Source organism: Paraburkholderia youngii (genome assembly GCF_013366925.1).
In the GTDB taxonomy this organism is placed as follows: Bacteria; Pseudomonadota; Gammaproteobacteria; order Burkholderiales; family Burkholderiaceae; genus Paraburkholderia; species Paraburkholderia youngii.
The window spans coordinates 536,473-555,466 of record NZ_JAALDK010000003.1 but is presented as its reverse complement, the minus strand read 5'-3'; the positions used below and the strand labels follow the sequence as shown (position 1 = coordinate 555,466).

Here is an 18,994-nt window from a genome sequence, read left to right as displayed (position 1 = left end):
TATGGCGGCAGACCGCTCTGCGAGCGCAAGTCTCGTAAAGCGGAACCCGGGCGTCTCCGGCAGGAGACGCCCTCTCCACGAATGGACGCACATGGCTCGGGAAATCGCCGATGCATGACATCGCGACGTGCGTTGGGAGCTTCACTGGAATGGCTCGGCAGGCACGCACGGAGCGGCTAGCGTCGATCGACGTCAGATCCCGAGCGCGGCCATTTTCTTGTAGAAGGTCGCGCGTCCGATCCCGATCCGTGCGGCCGCCTTTGATACGCATCCGCCCTCGGATCGCAGTGCGGCACCGAGAAACCGTTTCTCGAACATCCGCATCGCGTTCTCGTAACTTGCTTCATTGATATCCGCGTCACGGGCCTCACCGTGTTCGCGGGCAAATTCTGGATCGGAGAGCGTCGCGTCGATGTCGTTGACGAACGCAACCAGCAAGTTGGCGTCGATGCACTGTTGATCAGAAAATATCACGGCCCGCTCGAGCGTATTGCGCAATTCACGCACATTGCCCGGCCACGCGTGCTCACGAAGCAATTGTAGTGCATCTTCACTGAGTTCTGGGCGGCCGATATGGTGGTGTGCCACCAACTCATCGAGGATCATGTCCGAAAGTGCGGCGATATCGTGCGCACGCTTTCTCAACGGCGGTGTTCGGATGACGAGCACGTTAAGCCGATAGTAGAGGTCGGCGCGGAAGCGGCGGGCGGCGACGAGCTCGGGAAGCGCGACGGAAGTCGCTGCAATGATTCTCGCATTGGTCGCTACCACGCGATTCGAGCCAAGTGGCTCGAATTCCTTTTCCTGCAGCACGCGTAGGAGCTTGCTCTGGAGCGAAAGCGGCATGTCTCCGATCTCATCCAGGAAAAGCGAGCCGTCGCTAGCCAGTTCGAACTTACCCAAGCGGCCCTTGCGATCGGCGCCGGTGTACGCGCCTGCGGCGGCGCCGAACAGCTCGACTTCGAGCAGCGAATCGGGAATTGCCGCGACATTCACGGCGACAAATGGCTTGTCGGCGCGTGCCGATTCCCCATGTATCGCGTGCGCGATCAATTCCTTACCGGTACCCGTTTCACCGAGTAAAAGGACGGGAAAATCGACCTGGGCTGCGCGTAGCGCGAGGCGCTTCACTTCCATGCTGGCAGGGCTCGTGCCGACGAAATTCGACAGGCTATATCGGGCCCGTCGTGTGTGTGCTAACGCGTGTCGCGTCGCGATGAGCTCTGCTTGCAAGCGCGAGTACCGGCTAAAGAGCGGTGTGAGTGCTTTCAATTTTCCAAAGAGGGCAAAGCCGATGGCGCCTATGGTGGCGCCGTTGTCATCCTTCAGTGGCAATCTCGTCACAATGAAAGGTTCGCGCTCGGTTTCAAGTATGTCGAGCAGAATGGGCTTTCCTGTTTTGACGACTTCTCGCATGAGGCTGTTTGGGACAACGGTCTCGCAATCGAGACCAATTGCAATCTTGGGATCGGCAAAGCCGAAGTGAGCAGCATATTTCTCACTGATCCAGACGACTTTGGCCTGTCGGTCGACGATCAGGGTGCCCTCGCTTGAATTTATGAGGGTGTCGAAGAGCGAACTCACTGCGCGCCCCCAGACATAGCTGTAGTCGCTCAGGATTGTGCCGACCTCGGTTGCCATTCGGATCTTCTCCTCGTGTGACAGCGCCGCCTGGTCCAGTTTGCTATGAACCGTCTCGGACCAGAGACGAAGGCGAGCAGTGTCTCAAGTTGTGGATCCGTGCGGGAGTGGGATTTCCCCTACCAATGCAGTTCCGTGGCTGGTGCTAGCGCATTTCCGGAAATGAAGTGTGGATTCCTCAATGTCGGACTGAATAGGGGTGGCGGAAAAGGAAGGGACGCGCCGTGCCCGACGGTTAGTGGCTGCGCTGGCGCGATGCCGTATCCACAATGGGCATGGATGCTGCTTGTGGTTCGCGGCGGTGCCAGGGACGGCGGTTCTGTCCGTTTGCTTCTCGACGAAGATGGCGAATTGTCACTTCGCATCGCGAACCAATCATCCCATCGAGTCTAAATAGACCAACACGTCCCGGGGGGCTTGCCTCTCGACAGCAGTATCAATACAACTAAAGGAGACGTTATGCAACCGCTCTCACGACCCCAAAGACGATGGATTGTTGGCTTCTTCGTCGCGCTGGCGACGACTCCAGCGTTGGCCGCGGTCACGCCCGGACCCGGAACCTGGAGTGGGCAGCAGATCTGGGCCACAGATTCGGTGAATGGCGGCAACCTGACCGGCTATTACTATTGGCCGGCGAGCCAGCCCACCACTCCCAATGGCCAGCGGGCGCTGATACTGGTGCTGCACGGTTGCCTGCAGACCGCGTCCGGCGACGTGATCAACAGCAGCAGTGCGGCCGGTTTCAACTGGAAAGCAATTGCAGATCAGTACGGCGCGATCATTCTGGCGCCGAACGCAACCGGCAACGTTTATAGCAACCACTGCTGGGATTATGCGAACACGTCCCCGAGCCGCAGTACCGGGCATGTCGGCGTGCTGCTGGATCTAGTGAACCGCTTTGTTTCCAATTCGCAGTACGCGATCGACCCCAATCAGGTGTACGTCGCGGGCCTCTCCTCGGGCGGTGGCATGACGATGGTGCTGGGTTGCATTGCCCCCGACATCTTCGCCGGAATCGGTATCAATGCCGGGCCGCCGCCTGGAACGACCACGGCGCAGATCGGTGATGTGCCAAGCGGCTATACGGCTACGACCGCGGCGAACCAGTGCAGGGCATGGGCAGGATCGAACGTCGGCAAATTCTCAACGCAGATCGCCGGCGCGGTCTGGGGGACATCGGATTACACGGTCGCGCAGGCGTACGGCCCACTCGACACTGCCACTTTTCGAATCCTCTACGGCGGCACCTTTACCCAAGGGGCGAAGGTGACGATTCCGGGCGGCGGAACGAACACGCCGTATTCCGACAGCAGCGGAAAGGTTCGGACGCACGAGATCTCAGTTTCCGGCATGTCGCACGCATGGCCGGCCGGAACCGGCGGCAACAACGCGAACTACGTGGATGCAACCCACATCAACTATCCGGCATTCCTGATGGACTATTGGGCCAGGAATAACCTCCGCGCGGTGTCGGGGCCTGCACCGTCAGGCTCTGCACCGAGCGGCCTCGCAGTGTCGGGGACAACACAGACGACCGTTTCTCTCTCGTGGAATGCCGTTGCAAATGCCACCAGCTACAACGTCTATCGCAACGGAAGCAAGGTGGGCTCGTCCGCATCTGCCAGCTATACCGATTCAGGGTTGATCGCTGGGACGACCTATTCCTACACCGTGACCGAAATCGATCCAAATGCGGGTGAGAGCGCCCAATCGTCGTCAGTCTCGGCGACGACGCAATCGAGCTTCGTGTGCACCGAGACGACGGCCACTAACTATGCACATGTACAAGCGAGCCGTGCGCATGATTCCGGCGGCACGGCCTATGCGAACGGGTCGAACCAGAGTATGGGGCTGGACAACGTCTTTTATTCGAACACGCTGGCGCAGACGTCTGCCGGATACTATGTCATCGGCAATTGTCCGTAATACGGGACGCGTTTGATGAACGCCTGAACGGACATCCTGTCCGTTCAGGCAAACCTAACGATGGTTGTCTCCGACATGGTGGCCGCGTTTTTCGTTCGACCGATACAGACGTCGCCGTGAGCCGCGATCACGCTTGCCGATATCGACTCCAAACAACCGAGGACGGTACACAAGTCCCGTCTACCTTTGCTAAGCGGGGAGAGTGCGTATTTCGGCGAAGCCAAACACGGATTTCGGTCAAAGTCAAACTGGATTTCCGGAGGAAAGTGAATAGCCGTTTCGCTTGAAGTCGAACGGTTTCGAGGGATTCCACGATCAGTGAAAGGCGCTCCGAGACCGCCGTTCACCTCACCGAAATGCATGTTCGATACGAAAGGCGCGGTTTCGTTCAGCGGTACTGTGGACGGCTCCATCGGCCGTCGGTTATGGTGGCTACTTTTTGGGGACACCGACGACGCCGGCGCACCGGATGACCATTCGCAAAATGAAAGATTTGCTTCGCCTGAAAATGGACCTGCAATCTGTCTCACCGGTAGGTGAGGGCCAGATGAGATGTCAAAGCAATTCTGAAATCTATGGCCTGCCCGAATTTTGCTACCTCTGCTTTTGACTCCCCGTGGGTTGCACAAAATCTATCCGGAATCGCTGTTCCTCGATAGAAACCGAACCGGTCGATCCTCAAAAATGTCCGCAGCTACGGCGAGCTGTCCGACTTGTCGGCTTTTCGTCCGGTCGCTGCGGCGTCGGATCGGGTTCCCAGCGGTCACAAAACCTCGTTGCATGTCCAGATACCACTAGTGCACATGTCGCCACTTTTGCACTGCAAAGGTAACGCGACGCTACACCGCTCCGCATGGAGCTCAATGCGCCAATGCCGGTCACGGCGAGTCGCATCGCCGAAACACTGATCCCCGGAAAGCCGGTTGCCAACGACGTGTGGGAAATGAGCAGCGGCACCTCAGTCCAGAACGCGTAGAGCTCTCACATATGCCCGAAATAGCCCAGCGTCGCGGCCCAGAACCCACCGATGCGAAACGCGCCGAGCACAGAGGGCGGCGATGCCGCCGGTGTATCCATCTTGCCTGCCGAGCCGCTCGACACGACCGAGTGCGGTCCATCGTCAAGCACGCCGACAATGGCGGCCCCACCGACAGCAAGCAGCGAGGAAGCGGAAATGATCAGTTGCCGTGGGAAGACCGTGCCAAGCACGCGCATCACATGCTCGCAGCGCACTGCCGAGAATCAGCAATTCCGACTAGCTGGGCGAGCGCCTGCCCGGTGCGATCGGTTGCCCAGCCGATGATCAGCTTCGTCCCCATCGGGTAGATGCAGGCGAGGCAGATTCCGACGCCAAAGCGTAACAGCGCAGCACTCACGAGATCCATCGCCAGCCACGCGAAGCCCAGGTTGAACAATGCTCCGGCGAGCGCGCTGCAAACGAAAATTCGGCTCGCGCGATCCGATCGACGGCGCCGCTCAGCGAAACGACGCAGGTGCCAAGGATGAAACCCAAGTTGCATCGCGCTCGTCAGCCGGCCGATGTCGGCCGCGCTGATGTGCAAGATGTTCACCAGGTTTCCGGCAGTACTATTCGCGCTGAACCACAGTGCCGTGCCGAACAGTGGCGCGATCGAGATCTCGGCGACCGGACCTATCCCGTCGACGACCAGCTTTCGCATTCCAGCCGTCATCTCATCAATTCGTCAGCGACGTCTGGGGACTGAGCAGCTGATCGAGCCAGCGCGTGTCGCGCGGAGAAGGGCGACGCTGCAGCCGTTCGTTGAGGATCGCGTGAGCCTTCGCGGCTTCGCATCAATGCAACCAGCAGCATGTCTTCGACGATTTCGCGCTGCGCGCCGCTTCCGCCGATCCGCACAACCTCTCGCGCAACCGGCGCCAGGATCTCCGCGGCAAGCGCGTACTGTTCTTCAGCAAAGGCCAACGACGCGCGGCAGATCGCCGGTACCACCGGGCCAGCCGGAAGCTTTCCGTCCTCGATGAGCTTGTGGAGGACAGCAACCCGTTGCTCGACAGCCTCGCCGTTGCCGCTCGCCGCGGCTACCAGCGCCATATGGAAGTCAACGAACGGCAAGCCCACGTCCTGGAAGTAATTCGACGCGTATTTCGCCGCGTCGTCCCACATTCCCGCCGGAACTGTGTGGCCGTACGCAGGCAGGCGCCATAGAAACGACGAAGTGTCGCTAACAATATTGATCGGTGTGCCCTGCGACGAGGCCGGCGCGACATGGTCGTTATAGACCGCGAGGGCGCGCTCGATGTCCCCGTGCTCGAGCGCGATGAGCGCGCTATGCCATGCGATGTGGCCGTGCAGCACGCCCGTTTTGTCGTACTCGGGGAGCCGGCCGGTGATGAACTCCTGCGCCTCTTCGTTTGCACCGGACTCGTACAACACGTGTGCGACCGCGTGCGCCGCATTCACATTGTGTCGCCGCAATTGCAGCGCGCGTTGCGTCAGCGTGCGTCCGAGCCGAAGGTTGCCGTTTTCGCCGTGTGCCCGGCCGCGATAGGTGAGGAACCACCAGTCGTCGGCATCGAAGTGTTTGGCATGACGCTCGCACAGGTCGACGCGCGCTGATCGTGGTCGGCCATTTCGGAGAAGGCGAAAAGGCCGAACGCGCCGAGCGGCATCGACAGGATGAGGATGTCGCGCGGCCAGCGGTCCGTGTGCACCAGCACTGCCGCGAGCGCCTTGGCCGACTGTCCATGAATGGCGAGCGACAGCGCGTCAACGTGGGTGCGCTCGCGCTCGGCCCCGTTTCTAGCGACGAGATCGAGCGCCTTGACAATCTTTGCGCGAGCTTCGGACGGCTGTGCGCTGATCGCATGCAGGCGTGCTCGTGCGGCATGCGCGAGGGCGAAATCCGGGTCGGCGGCGATCGCCTCGTCCAGTGCTTCCCCGGCGCCCGGCCACAACGACAGCAGCAGATCGACACCGGTTCGGTATCGCTCTGCAGCGAGGTCGGAAGTCGTTGAAAGCGGCAGGTCGTAGCGGTCAAGGCGGCCCATAAATCGGATACTCCAGAAATTCGTTGGCAATGGCTCGGCTATCGTCTGCGGCCGGCCGCGTAGCGGTTCAGTACGTGGGACATTCATTAAACACGGTTTCTGCGTGGCCGTATTTCGACTACTTGTCACCATGTGTCGATTATCTGCCAACATCTCGGGCACGCGGTATGAACTGGAAAATAATCGAGGCTCCGGTCGACGCCAGGCCGCCTGCGCGGCTCAGGGTCCGCGCGCAGTTCATCCGGCGCGTCACTTTTTCCCCGAGCTCTCTCATCGCTGGCATTAGATGGTCTATGCGATATCCGGCGCGTTGACTGTGATATCGGAGGGCGGCTCGCCCGGGATTTCTCCGGAGCAAGCCGTATGGTTGCCGACGGGCCTTCGGCCAAGATCGGTTGACGGCTCGGCGTCCAGTTTCGCAGTCTCTGGATCACGGAGGAGACCGGCGGCGCGCTCGCAGGCACGACACCGATGGTGTTCGCGGTTTCGCCGTTGCTGAAGGCACTGATCGTTGAAGCGGCAGGCATCGAAGTGACGCCAAGACGATGGCTACGCCGGTCGGATCACTGCTCTGATTCTCTAGCACCTTCGGCGTTCCCGGCCACACCCGACGGCATTGCCATGGCCTAGAGATTGCGCGCTCGCGACGCTTTGCGAGACGCTTTAAGCGGACCCGGCAGACCCGCGCGGCCCGGAAGATTGGGGGCGCGTGCTGGGCATGTCGGCCTGTGCGCTGGCACGGCGGTTCGTCAGCGAGACCGGCATGAGCTTGCGGCCGTAGTGCCGGCGGATCAGGCTGTTGAGGGCGATCGAACTGCTCGGCGGCGGGATGGGCGTGACTCGTACCGCGATGGGGCTACGGCTCGACCTCGGGGTTCGTGTATGCGTTTCGTCTCAAGATGGGCAGCAGCGTCAACAGCGCAGAGTACGGTCCAAGGGCTGCGCTCCTCGAGCTCTCCGATGAGCAGTGGCATCAGGGAATCGACACATACTTCCAGAACGTGGCTCGACCGACCCGCCTCGTCGTGCCGCACATGAAGAAACAGCGCGCGGGCGCCATTATCAACAGATTGACAGTCTTCCCGCTACCGAAGAGCGTCGTTAAAGCGTTCCGATGCACCGGTAGGGCACAAGCGCAGAGATCGCGGCAACGGTCGCGTTTCTCGCGTCGGACGGCGCGGCGTACAACACGGGACAGGCCATCTGGGTCGATGGGGGCTTACCTGCTCCATTTGAATCGTGCACGTCGTAGCAAGATGTCCGGCCCCACGGGAAAGGGGCCAGGTGCATCTCAGCTTGATAGCGGCGCGAAAGCTCAGGCTGCCGGAAAGTGGCGCTGCCCAGGAAGTGGGCGACGGGAAAAGATATCGAAACGTGCCCTTATTTCGATAGTAACTTGCAGAAGTGTCACCGTGACCGATTTCGGCTACCGGCTCTCGTCATTAGGATAGTTACAGGCCAGCGCAATGTTGCTTGCCCAACGGGTCCTAGGTTCTGTCGATCCGATTCCCAGCCAAACTATCGAGAGTACGACCATGCAATCACCCTGGACACCGATATGTCTCACGTCTCTGACGCTTGTCCTGCAACCTCTCGCGGCCCACGCGGATTTGACGGTAAAGATCGGGCAGGTTTCCCCGCTTACCGGTGAACTGTCCCACATCGGAAAGGATGATGAAAACGGTGTGCGAATGGCAATCGAAGATTGAACAGCAGAAAGATCCGGATTGGCGGGCAAAACGTTAGGTTCGTGCTCGACTCCCAAGACGATGCCGCGGATCCCAAAACGGCGGTAACCGTCGCCCAGAAGCTGGTGGATGATGGCGTAGCAGGTGTCGTTGGTCACGCGAACTCTGGGACATCGATACCCGCCTCCAGGATCTACTCGAATGCAGGCGTTCTGATGATCACCGAATCGGCAACCAATCCGAAGCTCACGCAGCAAGGATTCACCAACGTGTTCCGTATGGTTGCGAATGACGTGAGACAGGGCTCTGTCATCGAAGGCTATCTGGTCCACGATCTGGGTGCGCGCAATATCGCCATCGTCGATGGTCGCACGGCGTACGGTCAAGGTCTTGCCGATGAGATCGAAAAGTCAGTCAAGGGTGCCGGAGACAACGTGGTCGGCCGTGAATGCGGTACCGACAAGACAACGAACTGGATGGCGATTCTCACCACCATCAAGAGCCGTCAGCCAGACGGCATTGCTTTCACGGGTGGCGACACCCAAGCTGCGGTATTCGTGCAGCAGGCGCAACGGCTTGGCTTGAGGGTGAAGTTCATTGCCGGTGACGAAGCGTGCACGCCTCAGTTCATCAAACTGGCCGGGCCCTCGATGGATAAGGACGTCTACTGCGCACTGGCGGGCGTGCCGCCTGCAAAGATGCCGCAAGGACCTGAATTCTTCAAACGCTATCAGCAGCGGTTTGGTGTTCCCGTGCAGCTATACGCCCCTTACGCCTACGACGCGTGCTCGCGATGGCGGAGGCAATGCAGGACGCTGGATCGACAGATCCTAAATTGTATCTCCCGAAGCTGCGGGCTTCGAAGCTGGACGGTGTGACAGGCCCCATCCAGTTTGATGAGAAAGGGGATATCCGTAACGGCGCAATTACCGTGCGCCAATTTGATCAGGGCGACTGGACCGACAAGTCAGTCATACGTTGACGGTCTTAGCCTCCCTCGGGAGCCACGGGTACACCGAGCCCCACCTTCACGTTGTTCATGCTCACCAGCGTCTTGAAGCGTTTGACGTTGTTGTTTGAGAAGAACAGTTGCCGCGTGAGGGCCTTGTACTTATCCATGTTGTGGACCGTCAGAAGCAGCACGAAGTCCCATTCTCCCGCGACGTAGTAGCACTGCTGGATTTCGGGGCATTGTGCGAAAGTGCGCTTCATCGAATCGAGCAGATGGATCTGCTCGCTGTCGACCTCAACCGTCGCAACGATCGTCAGCGGATAGCCGACCTTTTCGGGCGCGACGATAGCAGCGTAGTTGCGAATGAGGCCTTCGTCCGACATCCGTCGCAACCTGCGATTGACGGCGGCCGTAGACAGGTTGACGCGTGCGCCCAGTTCGTTCTGAGGAAGATCGCCATCAAGGCAAGCCTGTCTCTGCCCCTTTCGCTTCTAAACCGAATCGATTGCTGCTCGTGCAGTGAGTGTCCTGCGCCTGTAAAGCGTCGACCGTCGCCTGAGAACCCATCGTGGCAACAGGCGTCGCGTGGACGCGGCAAAGTGAGCGGCTAGACGCTCATGGAAAGCAGACCAAGAAGTCCACCTCGCGGGAGCAGATGCGATGGTCTCAGGCGAAGGCCAATTGACAGAATTACTGCGCACTGATGTGAGTTGACAACTTTCCTTCGCAGCGCAACGAAGCAAAGTCGTCAATTCAAGGGCGCACGCGCTGTCCTGTTGGACACTGGCCAGTGACATAATTACTTTGCTCTACGCCTAAGGGCGGCCCTGTTCTCACCTCGCCGGCGCATTGCGCCGCGGCCACGCGCTTCGATACCATGTCAATCACGTCGCCGCTCGGGCCATCACTTCGCCAGGCGATCTTGCCACGCAGGGCTCTTCATGCATCATTGGCATCTTCAACGGACAACCGCTCGAATACCGCCGAAACCCGCAACCAGTTGTACGTCAACACGCTGATGATCCAGTGTGTACTGGCAGAGCCACGCTGGTGGCCAATGGTGCAGGCCGCCGACTTCCGCGCGCTGTTGCCGTCGATCTACACCCATACCAATCCATACGGCCGGTTCGATCTTGACATCGGAAAGCGGCTGCCGCTCGAGGCATTATCGGCCTGAGTGAAATCGCCCTCCTATCGATAGGGCTTGATTTTGATCAAGCGATGACGAGTTGAAGTCGGTGGTCCTATGCCTTGGTATATAAACTGGCTCAACTAGCGTCTACCTTTCCGGGAGACATTAGCTAGAGAATCGAGTGCCGTACTAGGATTGATTGCTGTATGCATTCATACACCCGCATTAATTGAAGATCTTCTGATTTTGTAGGCCAGTATCGAAGTGTCATAAAGTTTTGTTTCAATTCATGGGGATTGACATGCGCAAGAAGCTTAAAAAAGTGGTATTCGTTGGTTTAATGGCGGCGACTGTGCTTGTTGGAGCTATGCCTGCAGTCGCAGCGGAAATGGATGGGTGGTCCGACGACTGTTTGTTCCTTGAAATCGGAAAGGGTGATTGGAAGATTTGTTTGTAACGCTGACGGGCGTAGGCGCTGCAGCCCTGACGGATTTGTCAGGTTGACGGTAAGCGGCGGCAGAACGAAGGTGATGAAGAAAGCGAGTGGATTTGCCCCATACGTCCGGACACCGCCTCACACTAAGGTTGATGAATCGGTCCTACGTCGGAACTCGCGTGGCGAGCGATATTTCAGCGCGCTATGCGGGTGCTTCTCGTTGTAATGCTCGAACGCGACGGCCAGATTGCGAACAGCGATCGCTGCATCTGGCTTGGGCATGAAGGCCGCGTAGTCGCGCTTCATCGTCTTCACGAAGCTCTCGGCCATGCCGTTGCTCTGCGGACTGCACACAGGCGTCGTGAGCGGTTTGAGTCCAATGCCCGAGGCGAAGGTCCGGGTCTTCTCGGCGATGTAACCCGAGCCGTTATCGCTGAGCCATTCAATTTGCTCTGGCGCTTTCGAAACGTTGCCGAAGCGATGCTCAATGGCCGCCAGCATGACACCACGTACAACGTCGCCGCTATGGCCACCGGTCGTTGCCGCCCAGCTCATGGCTTCGCGGTCACAGCAGTCGAGCGCAAAGGTCACGCGCAGGGACTCGCCGTTGTCGCAACTAGACTCGAAACCATCGGAGCACCAGCGTTGGTTGCTTCTAGGCACGGCGACCTTGCCATCATACCGAGGCTGTGGGCGCGGCGGCTTGGGCCTGCGCTCAAGCAGCAAGCCATGTTCGCGCATCACGCGATAGACCTGCTTGGCATTGACAGAAGTCGCGCACTGGCGCTCCCGCTCGCTGCGCATTGTGCCCCACACGCGTGTCGGTAACCCCAGCTCGGCAAGCCAGCGATTACCCGCCGGATTTCCTCCACCAGTTCAGCGTCGTCGGTTTGTCGAGCCGTGCGGCCGTCCCGCCAATCAGCGGGTCGAGCAAGCTTTGCCGCCACGTTTGAGCGCGCCACACCGAGAACGTCGCAAATCTGCTTCACTGGTCGTCCCCCGGCAATGATGGCGAGCGCGCAATCCATTTTTTTGCCCGGCCATACTCCACGGCTTCGCGAAGGATTTCGACTTCGACGGTGTTCTTGCCCAGTAGCCGTTGCAATTCCCTGATTTGCTCCGAAGCCGGCACGACTTCTTCGCCAGCGCTGACCGCAGAGAGGCTACCGTCTCGATAGAGCTTGCGCCAATGAAACAGCTGGTTCGGATTCACGCCGTGCTGGGGGTAGCGGCAAATTCCTTACGCTTCGGTTACGACACGCAGGCATCGCCGACGCTGTTCCGGCATTACGCTGCGGTGCGCGAGTACCTCGGTGTCAAGCCGTACTACGGCACCGACGCGGGCACGATTGCGACGCGCGCCGCACATACTGCGTCACTGTCCCATGGACCAGCCGGTTGACATCATCAACGCCACGATCGACGACCTGATGGCGCAGGACGTCGAACTGCCGGCGTTCTCGACGCTGGACCGGATTGCCGAGCAGATCCATGCGAAGGCCCAGGCACGGCTTTTCGGGCGGGTCGCAGGACGCCTGACCGATGAACAGAAGCGTGATCTCGATCGCTTGCTGGCCCGCGACCTGTCGAGCCGGCAGAGCGCCTACAACCGCATCAAGCGCCACGCCAGGCGCCCATCCCGGCAGCACTTGGACCTGTTGATGGACCAGATCACCTGGCTCGATGGAATCGACGGCTTCACCGTCGCACTCGCCGGCGTTCCAGCATCAAAGCTGCGCTCACTGGCCATGCAAGCGATGGCGCTCGACGCGTCCGCTCAGGAAAGACACCCTTCCCGACAAACGCTACACACTGATCGTGGCGCTGCTAAGTCGCATGCGTGTGCGCACCCGCGACGATCTCGCCGACATGTTCGTGCGACGTATGGGTGCGATCCAAAAGCGCGCGAACGACGAACTGGAGATCGTTCAGCGCAGGCAGCGTGAGAAGGTCGAGGATCTCGTGGTCCTGCTCGACGGTGTCGTCGACATCCTTGCTGACGAGGCCGACGAAAAGACGATCGCCCAGTCCATACGACAATGGCTTGCACCGAAAGGCGACCTCGAACCGCTGCGCGAAAGCTATGCCGAGATCCGCGCATTCAGCGGCCGCAATGACCTGCCGCTGCTCTGGAAGCATTTCCGGGCGCACCGTTCGGTCCTCATGCGTCTCGCCCGCGCGCTTCAATGGGACTCCACGAGTCAGGTGCGCACGCTGCTCGATGCACTCGATGTGGTGCTGGAGAGTGAAACATTGCATCGCGAATGGATCGACGCCAGTGTCGACCTGAGTTTCGCAGCGGCACGCTGGCGCAAGCTTGTGCGCCGCGCACACGGTGAAGGGGCGCCGACCAACCGGCGCTATCTTGAGCTGTGCGTATTCTCGTATATGGCGGAGGAGCTGCGCGTCGGTGACCTGTGCGTGTCCGGGTCCGATACCTACGCCGATTATCTGCTGCCGTGGCGGCAGTGTGAGCAGCAGTTGCCTGACTACTGCGCGAAAGTCGGCCTGCCGGAAACGGGCAGCGAATTCGTCGCTCAACTGCGTCAGTGGTTGACCGACGCGGCGCGCAAGCTCGACGACGAGTATCCGCGCAAGCGCGAACATGTCACGGGAAATTCCGGCCAGCGCGATCGCCCTGCAGGAGCGGATCAATGCACGGCTGCCGACCCGCAACGTGCTCGACGTTCTCGCGAACATTGAGCACTGGACGCATTTTACCCGGCGCTTTGGACCGTTGTCCGGAATCGATCCGCAGATGCGCAAGCCGGCCGAGGTATTTGCTGACGATTTTCGGGATAGGCTGCAATCTGGGCCCGACCCAGGCGGCACGCCATCTCGATACCGACGTGACGGCGCACATGCTGTCATTCGTGAACCGTCGGCACATGAGTCTGGACAAGCTCGAGGCCGCGCAGCGCGAGTTGATTGAACTGTGCCTGCGGCTCGATCTGCCGAAACACTGGGGCGACGGCAAAACGGTCGCTGCCGGCGGCACGCAGTACGACTTCTACGACAACAACCTGCTGGCCGGCTATCACTTCCGCTACCGGAAAATGGGCGCAGTCGCGTACCGGCATGTCGCCGACAACTACATCGCGGTGTTCCGGCATTTCATCCCACCGGGCGTCTGGGAAGCGATCTATGTAATCGAAGGACTCTTCAAGGCGGGCCTGTCCGTCAAGGCCGACACTGTGCATGCGGATACGCAGGGACAATCAGCCGCCGTGTTCGCGTTCACCCATCTGCTCGGCATCAAGCTGATGCCCAGAATCCGCAACTGGAAGGACCTCGTATTGTACCGTCCTGACAGCGACGCTAAGTACGGGCACATCGACAAGTTTTTCACGGCGACCATCGACTGGGTGCTGATCGAGCGGCACTGGCAGGAACTCAGGCAGGTGGCGCGGTCGATCCAGGCTGGAACGATCTCTTCGCCGCTGCTGCTGCGCCGCCTTGGGTCCGAGAGCCGCAAGAACTGTCTGTATCTCGCTGCACGCGAACTCGGCAGTCGTACGTACGGTCTTTCTGCTTGAATGGATCGGCAGCCGGGAACTGCGCCAGGACGTGACGGCAAACACCAACAAGATAGAGTCCTACAAGGGCTTCGCGAAGTGGCTATCGTTCGGCGGTGATGTGATCGCGGAGAATGAACCGGAAGAGCAGCAAAAACGGCTACGCTACAATGACCTCATTGCATCGGCCGTGATCCTGCAAAACACGGTGGACATGATGCGGGCCCTGCGCGACATGGTGACCGCGGGCGAGAAGGTCCGCGCCGAGGACATTGAATTCGTGAGCCCGTATGCGACCCACAACATTCGCCGCTTCGGGCGCTACCGGCTGCATCTGGAACGCCCGTCCGAAGCTGGATTAATGATGCCCTGTTTGGTAGGGGGTCCCGGCCTGACGACGAAATGAGGTAACACAGGATGAGTGCAAGAGCAGCGGTAGCCACCACGCCGTACGGTGAGGTCGATGCCGCCGCACTGGACGCGCTGCAGGCGCCCTATGACACGACGCGGGTGCTCGATGCGGTGGATACACTCGACGAACTGCGCACAGGCCTTAACGATCCGGAAGGCCTGCGGGACGATCTGCTTCACCTGCATGGCATGGCGCATGCACTCGTCAATGGTGCGAACTTCGCGGCAATAACCCGGGACGCGTCGATTGTCGAACAGATCGAGGTCGTGCTCGACCAGATCGATCACTATGTCGCCGGGCTTTTATCGATCCGGGATGTGCTGTGCCCGCTCGAAGCTCTACGCCATGAAGATCTGGCTGGCCCGGATCGCGATTGAGCTTGCAGCGAATCTCTCCCGGTACGTATCCGTCACGGGGACGTGGAGTGTGCCTCGAGCCAGCGGTTATGGCGCAGGCAATGCGTTGACCGGTAGTTCCTGCTTGTCCGCGCCTGGCGTCGCGAGTGCCGATTCGATGCGGTGCTGCGCGAACGGATCGGCCGAGTCGATGTAGCGCATCGCGGAACGCACGTCTTTCTAGCCAACGTACTGCATCAGCATTTTCAGATCCCAGCCGTTCGAGTTGACCCACGTTGCGAAGCCCCGCCGTAGTGAGTGGCTGCTGTAGCTATCCGGGGCGGCCAGGCCTGCCGCGTAAAAAAGCGCACGCAACAGCGGCATGAAGCTGCCCCCATGCTGATGTTTCCCCAGCGGTCAATGCTCCGGAACACGGGCCCTTCCGTCAGGCCGGACGCCGCAATCCACGCCTCGTAAGCTGTCACCGGACACAGGCGTGAAAGCGCCGGGGCCTTGAAGGTCGTGCCCAGCTGCGCGCGGTCGCCTTTCGTGCGCGGCAGGTACAGCGTCATGCCACGGCCAGCCTCAACGGCTACGTGCTCGATCCGCAGCCGACTGAGTTCGTCGGAACGAAAGCCGCGCCAGAAGCCCAGCAGCACCAGGGCCCGGTTGCGAATGCACGCGAGGCGCTCGCGCTCGTCTGCTTGTCCGACGATCTGCTCATCGAGCCAGGCTGTGAGCTTTTCGAGCTGCGCGAGCTGCATGGGCTTCGCCCGCTTCTCGGTTGCGGGATGCAGCGCGACGATGCCTCTGAGGACCTTGCGCACACGCGGGGCTTTCGTCGGATCCGGAAAACCTTGCGTCTGGTGCCATTGCGCAAGCGCTCCAAGCCGCGAGCGCAGGGTATTGATAGACTGGGTTTCTGCGTGATCGGCAAGGTACCGCGCGATCATGTCAGCGCTCGCGGGCAGAAAGCTGCCCCACTCAACCTCGAAATGCCGGAGTGCGGACTGGTAACTGCGCCGCGTGTTTTCGCGCGTCGCGGCTTGGACGTAGCGATCGATGGCAGACATGGCTCGTGGGTAAAATCAGGTGATCTGTATCGGAGACGATGATATGCAACAACGAACGTGTGCGCCAGCCGGCGTGCTCGATCGGAGCCAGGGTTTCGGTCGGTGAAGCGATGAACGAAGGCAAGCTGCTACAAGCAGACTGGGAAAATTTCACACGCGAGGAGCTGCTCGCGGAGCTCACCCGCCTGCAGGCCGAAATCGTGCGGCTCACCGCCTTGTTGCCGGCAACGCTGCAGGCGCAGGCAAAGCCCGTGCGGGTGACCCGGAACAAACCATCGCCAGCAGTGCGAAACACGGGCGCGCCCGTACTTTCGCCCGAGCAGAAGGTACAACTCTTCCGGCGGCTCTTTCGCGGTCGCACGGATGTCTATCCGCTACGCTGGGAAAGCCGCAATTCCGGGAAGTCGGGCTACGCGCCGGCGTGCGCCAACGAGTGGCGCGCCGGGATCTGCGAAAAGCCCCGCATCCGGTGCGCCGACTGCGGGCATCGTGTCCTGCTGACGCTGGATGACCAGGTCGTCTATGCGCACCTGGCCGGCGATCGCACGGTGGGCCTCTATCCGCTGATGCCGGACTGCACTTGCTACCTGCTGGCTGTCGATTTCGACGAGGAAGGCTGGCGTGAAGATGCGCAGGCGTTCCGGCAATCCTGCCTCGAGATGGACGTGCCGGTATCGCTCGAAATCTCGCGTTCAGGCAATGGCGCGCACGCGTGGATCTTTTTCTCGTCGGCCGTTGCTGCCCGCGAGGCGCGACGGATGGGCTCTGCCATCATCAGCCACACCTGTGCCCGGACCCGTCAGCTCGAACTGACGTCCTACGACCGGCTCTTTCCAAACCAGGATGTGCTGCCCAAAGGCGGTTTCGGCAACCTCATTGCCCTGCCGCTGCAGAAGCAGCCACGCGAGCATGGTTGGAGCGTGTTTGTCGATGACGGCTTTCAGCCGTACGCTGATCAGTGGTCGTATCTCGCGTCCGTGCAAACCATGGACAGCCGCGACATCGAGGGGGTGATCTTTCGCGCCACGGGCGGTGCGCACCCGCTCGACGTCGCGTTCATCGCCGAGGAGGACCAGGCCGAACCGTGGAAGCCAGCGCCGGCGCAGCCGAAGCGGCTGGCCGGAACGATGCCGGCGTCGCTCACACTGACGCTCGCGAACCAGCTCTATCTTGAAAAGGCGCAGCTTCCGCAGGCACTGCTCAACCGGCTCATCCGGCTGGCCGCCTTCCAGAATCCGGAGTTCTACCGGGCCCAGGCGCGCGGCTTCAGCGTATGGGACAAGCCACGCATCATTGGGCGCGCCGAGAATTGCCCGCGCCACATAGCGTTGCCGCGCGGATGCCTTGACGACGTCATGACGCTGCTGCGCGATAACGACATCGCCTGCGACATCCGCGACGAGCGCTGCACGGGCGAGCCCGTTGCGGTGTCATTCGCGGGTACGCTGCGCGACGACCAGCAGGCGGCCGTCGCCGACCTTCTGCAGTATGACAACGGCATCCTGCATGCGCCGACGGCGTTCGGCAAGACCGTGACGGCGGCGGCAATGATTGCCCGGCGTGGCGTCAGGACGCTCGTACTCGTGCACCGCCGCGAGCTGCTTGACCAGTGGCACGAACGCTTGCAATCGTTTCTGGCACTCGACGCGCGCGCGATCGGCACGATCGGCGGCGGCAAGTCGAAAGCGACCGGCCGGATCGATGTCGCGATGCTGCAGTCGGTGGCACCCGATGGTGCTCGCGGCGAGCTGTTGCGGCACTACGGCCATGTCATTGTCGACGAATGTCACCACGTCTCGGCGGATTCCTTCGAGGCGGTGCTCAAGGCAGTTCATGCGCGCTACGTGCTGGGCCTGACTGCCACGCCGGTGCGGCGCGACAGCCAGCAGCCCGTGATGTTCATGCTGTGCGGGCCGATCCGGCATGCGGCGAAATCTCCGGCCAGCGCCCCGCAGGTGCTCGAGGTGTTCCCGCAGAGGCTCACCTCCGTAGTGGACGTTACGACCGAGGCGCCGATCCAAGAGGTGTTCGCGCGTCTCGCGCAGGACGCATCGCGCACGCACATGATCGTCACGTCCATTCATGAGCAATACGCACGGGGACGCAACGTGCTGGTGCTCACCGAGCGGACAGACCATCTCGAAAGCCTGCAGCAGGCCCTCGAAGACGCGGTGCAGCCGCTGTTCGTGCTGCACGGGCGCCTCGCGAAAAAGGCGCGTGCGGCACAGCTCGCGGCCCTTGACGCGCTGGCCGGTGACACGCCCCGCGTCGTGCTGGCGACCGGCCGGCTGGTAGGCGAAGGTTTCGACCACCCGGCACTGGACACGCTGGTGTTGGCCATGCCGGTGGCCTGGAAGGGCACGCTGCAGCAGTACGCCGGCCGACTGCATCGCGAACATGCGGGCAAAACCGGCGTACGGGTGATCGACTACGTTGACGGCGGCCATCCGGCCCTGCAGCGCATGTGGGAGAAGCGCCAGCGCGGCTACCGGGCAATGGGCTACCAGATCCTCACGCCCGGAGAGGGTGTCCAGCTGCCGTTGGCCTGAAATCGGGGCTGCCGATCCACGTTCCGTACCATTTGCAGGCGGCGGCAATTTTTTTGGACCTCACATCCGATAACCCGCCTTTATCACATACCAGTAATGCTCACATCAGGCCGCTCTTGATCGCGTGCAGTGATACGTATATACATGGTACGTAATACAGTACACTATTCGAGTGAGGAAGCAGATGGCCCGCACCGGTCTTACGCGCATGGACGTTAAGCGCGCCCACGACCCATTGCTCGCGCGGGGGCAGCACACATCGATCGAGGCGATACGTATCGCGCTCGGCAACACGGGCTCGAAAACCA

At 60.8% G+C, this 18,994-nt stretch carries 10 protein-coding genes and 7 pseudogenes; 10 read left to right on the top strand and 7 right to left on the bottom strand.

Features of this window, described 5'->3' with window-relative positions; genetic code table 11:
• Positions 1-192: 192 nt before the first annotated feature.
• Positions 193-1,641: a sigma-54 interaction domain-containing protein gene (locus G5S42_RS41085; RefSeq protein ID WP_176112329.1), complete on the bottom strand. Its 1,449-nt coding sequence runs from the start codon at positions 1,639-1,641 to the stop codon at positions 193-195.
• Between the two features lie 459 nt (positions 1,642-2,100).
• On the opposite strand from G5S42_RS41085, the gene G5S42_RS41080 reads away from it, so the two are divergent.
• Positions 2,101-3,567 (top strand): extracellular catalytic domain type 1 short-chain-length polyhydroxyalkanoate depolymerase, encoded by a 1,467-nt coding sequence (locus tag G5S42_RS41080; protein WP_217710342.1) that lies wholly within the window; start codon positions 2,101-2,103, stop codon positions 3,565-3,567.
• A 981-nt stretch (positions 3,568-4,548) separates the two neighbouring features.
• Here G5S42_RS41080 and G5S42_RS41075 read toward each other — a convergent pair.
• From G5S42_RS41075 to G5S42_RS41065, 3 genes and pseudogenes are all read right to left on the bottom strand, one after another.
• Positions 4,549-4,782: a hypothetical protein gene (locus G5S42_RS41075; protein WP_176112328.1), complete on the bottom strand. Its 234-nt coding sequence runs from the start codon at positions 4,780-4,782 to the stop codon at positions 4,549-4,551.
• Positions 4,782-5,129, bottom strand: coding sequence for a hypothetical protein (locus G5S42_RS41070; protein ID WP_176112327.1), 348 nt, complete (start codon positions 5,127-5,129; stop codon positions 4,782-4,784). The genes G5S42_RS41075 and G5S42_RS41070 overlap by 1 nt, the downstream gene beginning before the upstream one ends.
• A 133-nt stretch (positions 5,130-5,262) precedes the next feature.
• A pseudogene (locus G5S42_RS41065) lies at positions 5,263-6,594 on the bottom strand (tetratricopeptide repeat protein).
• Between the two features lie 911 nt (positions 6,595-7,505).
• Here G5S42_RS41065 and G5S42_RS41060 point away from each other — a divergent pair.
• Together G5S42_RS41060 and G5S42_RS41055 are read left to right on the top strand one after the other, a co-directional pair.
• Positions 7,506-7,846, top strand: a pseudogene (locus G5S42_RS41060) (SDR family oxidoreductase); the annotation flags it as partial.
• Between the two features lie 283 nt (positions 7,847-8,129).
• Positions 8,130-9,264 (top strand): annotated as a pseudogene (locus G5S42_RS41055) (branched-chain amino acid ABC transporter substrate-binding protein).
• Between the two features lie 5 nt (positions 9,265-9,269).
• Here G5S42_RS41055 and G5S42_RS41050 read toward each other — a convergent pair.
• Positions 9,270-9,695, bottom strand: a pseudogene (locus G5S42_RS41050) (Lrp/AsnC family transcriptional regulator); the annotation flags it as partial.
• Between the two features lie 416 nt (positions 9,696-10,111).
• Here G5S42_RS41050 and G5S42_RS41045 point away from each other — a divergent pair.
• Together G5S42_RS41045 and G5S42_RS41040 are read left to right on the top strand one after the other, a co-directional pair.
• The gene (locus tag G5S42_RS41045; RefSeq protein ID WP_176112326.1) at positions 10,112-10,411 is read left to right on the top strand and encodes a hypothetical protein; all 300 of its coding nucleotides are present in this window, start codon (positions 10,112-10,114) and stop codon (positions 10,409-10,411) included.
• 256 nt (positions 10,412-10,667) lie between these two features.
• Entirely contained in the window at positions 10,668-10,823 is a 156-nt protein-coding gene (locus G5S42_RS41040) for a hypothetical protein (RefSeq protein WP_176112029.1), read from the top strand.
• Positions 10,824-10,940: 117 nt separating this feature from the next.
• Here G5S42_RS41040 and G5S42_RS41035 read toward each other — a convergent pair.
• Positions 10,941-12,024: pseudogene (locus G5S42_RS41035) on the bottom strand (IS3 family transposase); the annotation flags it as partial.
• Positions 12,025-12,069: 45 nt separating this feature from the next.
• Between G5S42_RS41035 and G5S42_RS41030 the strand changes: the two are divergent.
• Positions 12,070-14,728, top strand: a pseudogene (locus G5S42_RS41030) (Tn3 family transposase); the annotation flags it as partial.
• Between the two features lie 6 nt (positions 14,729-14,734).
• On the top strand, positions 14,735-15,106 hold the full coding sequence (gene tnpC, locus G5S42_RS41025; RefSeq protein ID WP_176112325.1) for a Tn3 family transposase post-transcriptional regulator TnpC: 372 nt from the start codon (positions 14,735-14,737) through the stop codon (positions 15,104-15,106).
• A 198-nt stretch (positions 15,107-15,304) separates the two neighbouring features.
• Here tnpC and G5S42_RS44890 read toward each other — a convergent pair whose 3' ends face one another.
• Positions 15,305-15,448, bottom strand: coding sequence for a tyrosine-type recombinase/integrase (locus G5S42_RS44890; protein WP_246392541.1), 144 nt, complete (start codon positions 15,446-15,448; stop codon positions 15,305-15,307).
• Positions 15,449-15,660: 212 nt separating this feature from the next.
• Here G5S42_RS44890 and G5S42_RS44885 point away from each other — a divergent pair, with 212 nt between their 5' ends.
• From G5S42_RS44885 to G5S42_RS41010, 3 genes and pseudogenes are all read left to right on the top strand, one after another.
• Positions 15,661-16,179: a hypothetical protein gene (locus G5S42_RS44885; protein ID WP_246392540.1), complete on the top strand. Its 519-nt coding sequence runs from the start codon at positions 15,661-15,663 to the stop codon at positions 16,177-16,179.
• A 68-nt stretch (positions 16,180-16,247) separates the two neighbouring features.
• Positions 16,248-18,686, top strand: coding sequence for a TOTE conflict system archaeo-eukaryotic primase domain-containing protein (locus tag G5S42_RS41015; RefSeq protein ID WP_176112324.1), 2,439 nt, complete (start codon positions 16,248-16,250; stop codon positions 18,684-18,686).
• A gap of 184 nt (positions 18,687-18,870) precedes the next feature.
• A pseudogene (locus G5S42_RS41010) lies at positions 18,871-18,987 on the top strand (DNA-binding protein); the annotation flags it as partial.
• Positions 18,988-18,994: the final 7 nt, after the last annotated feature.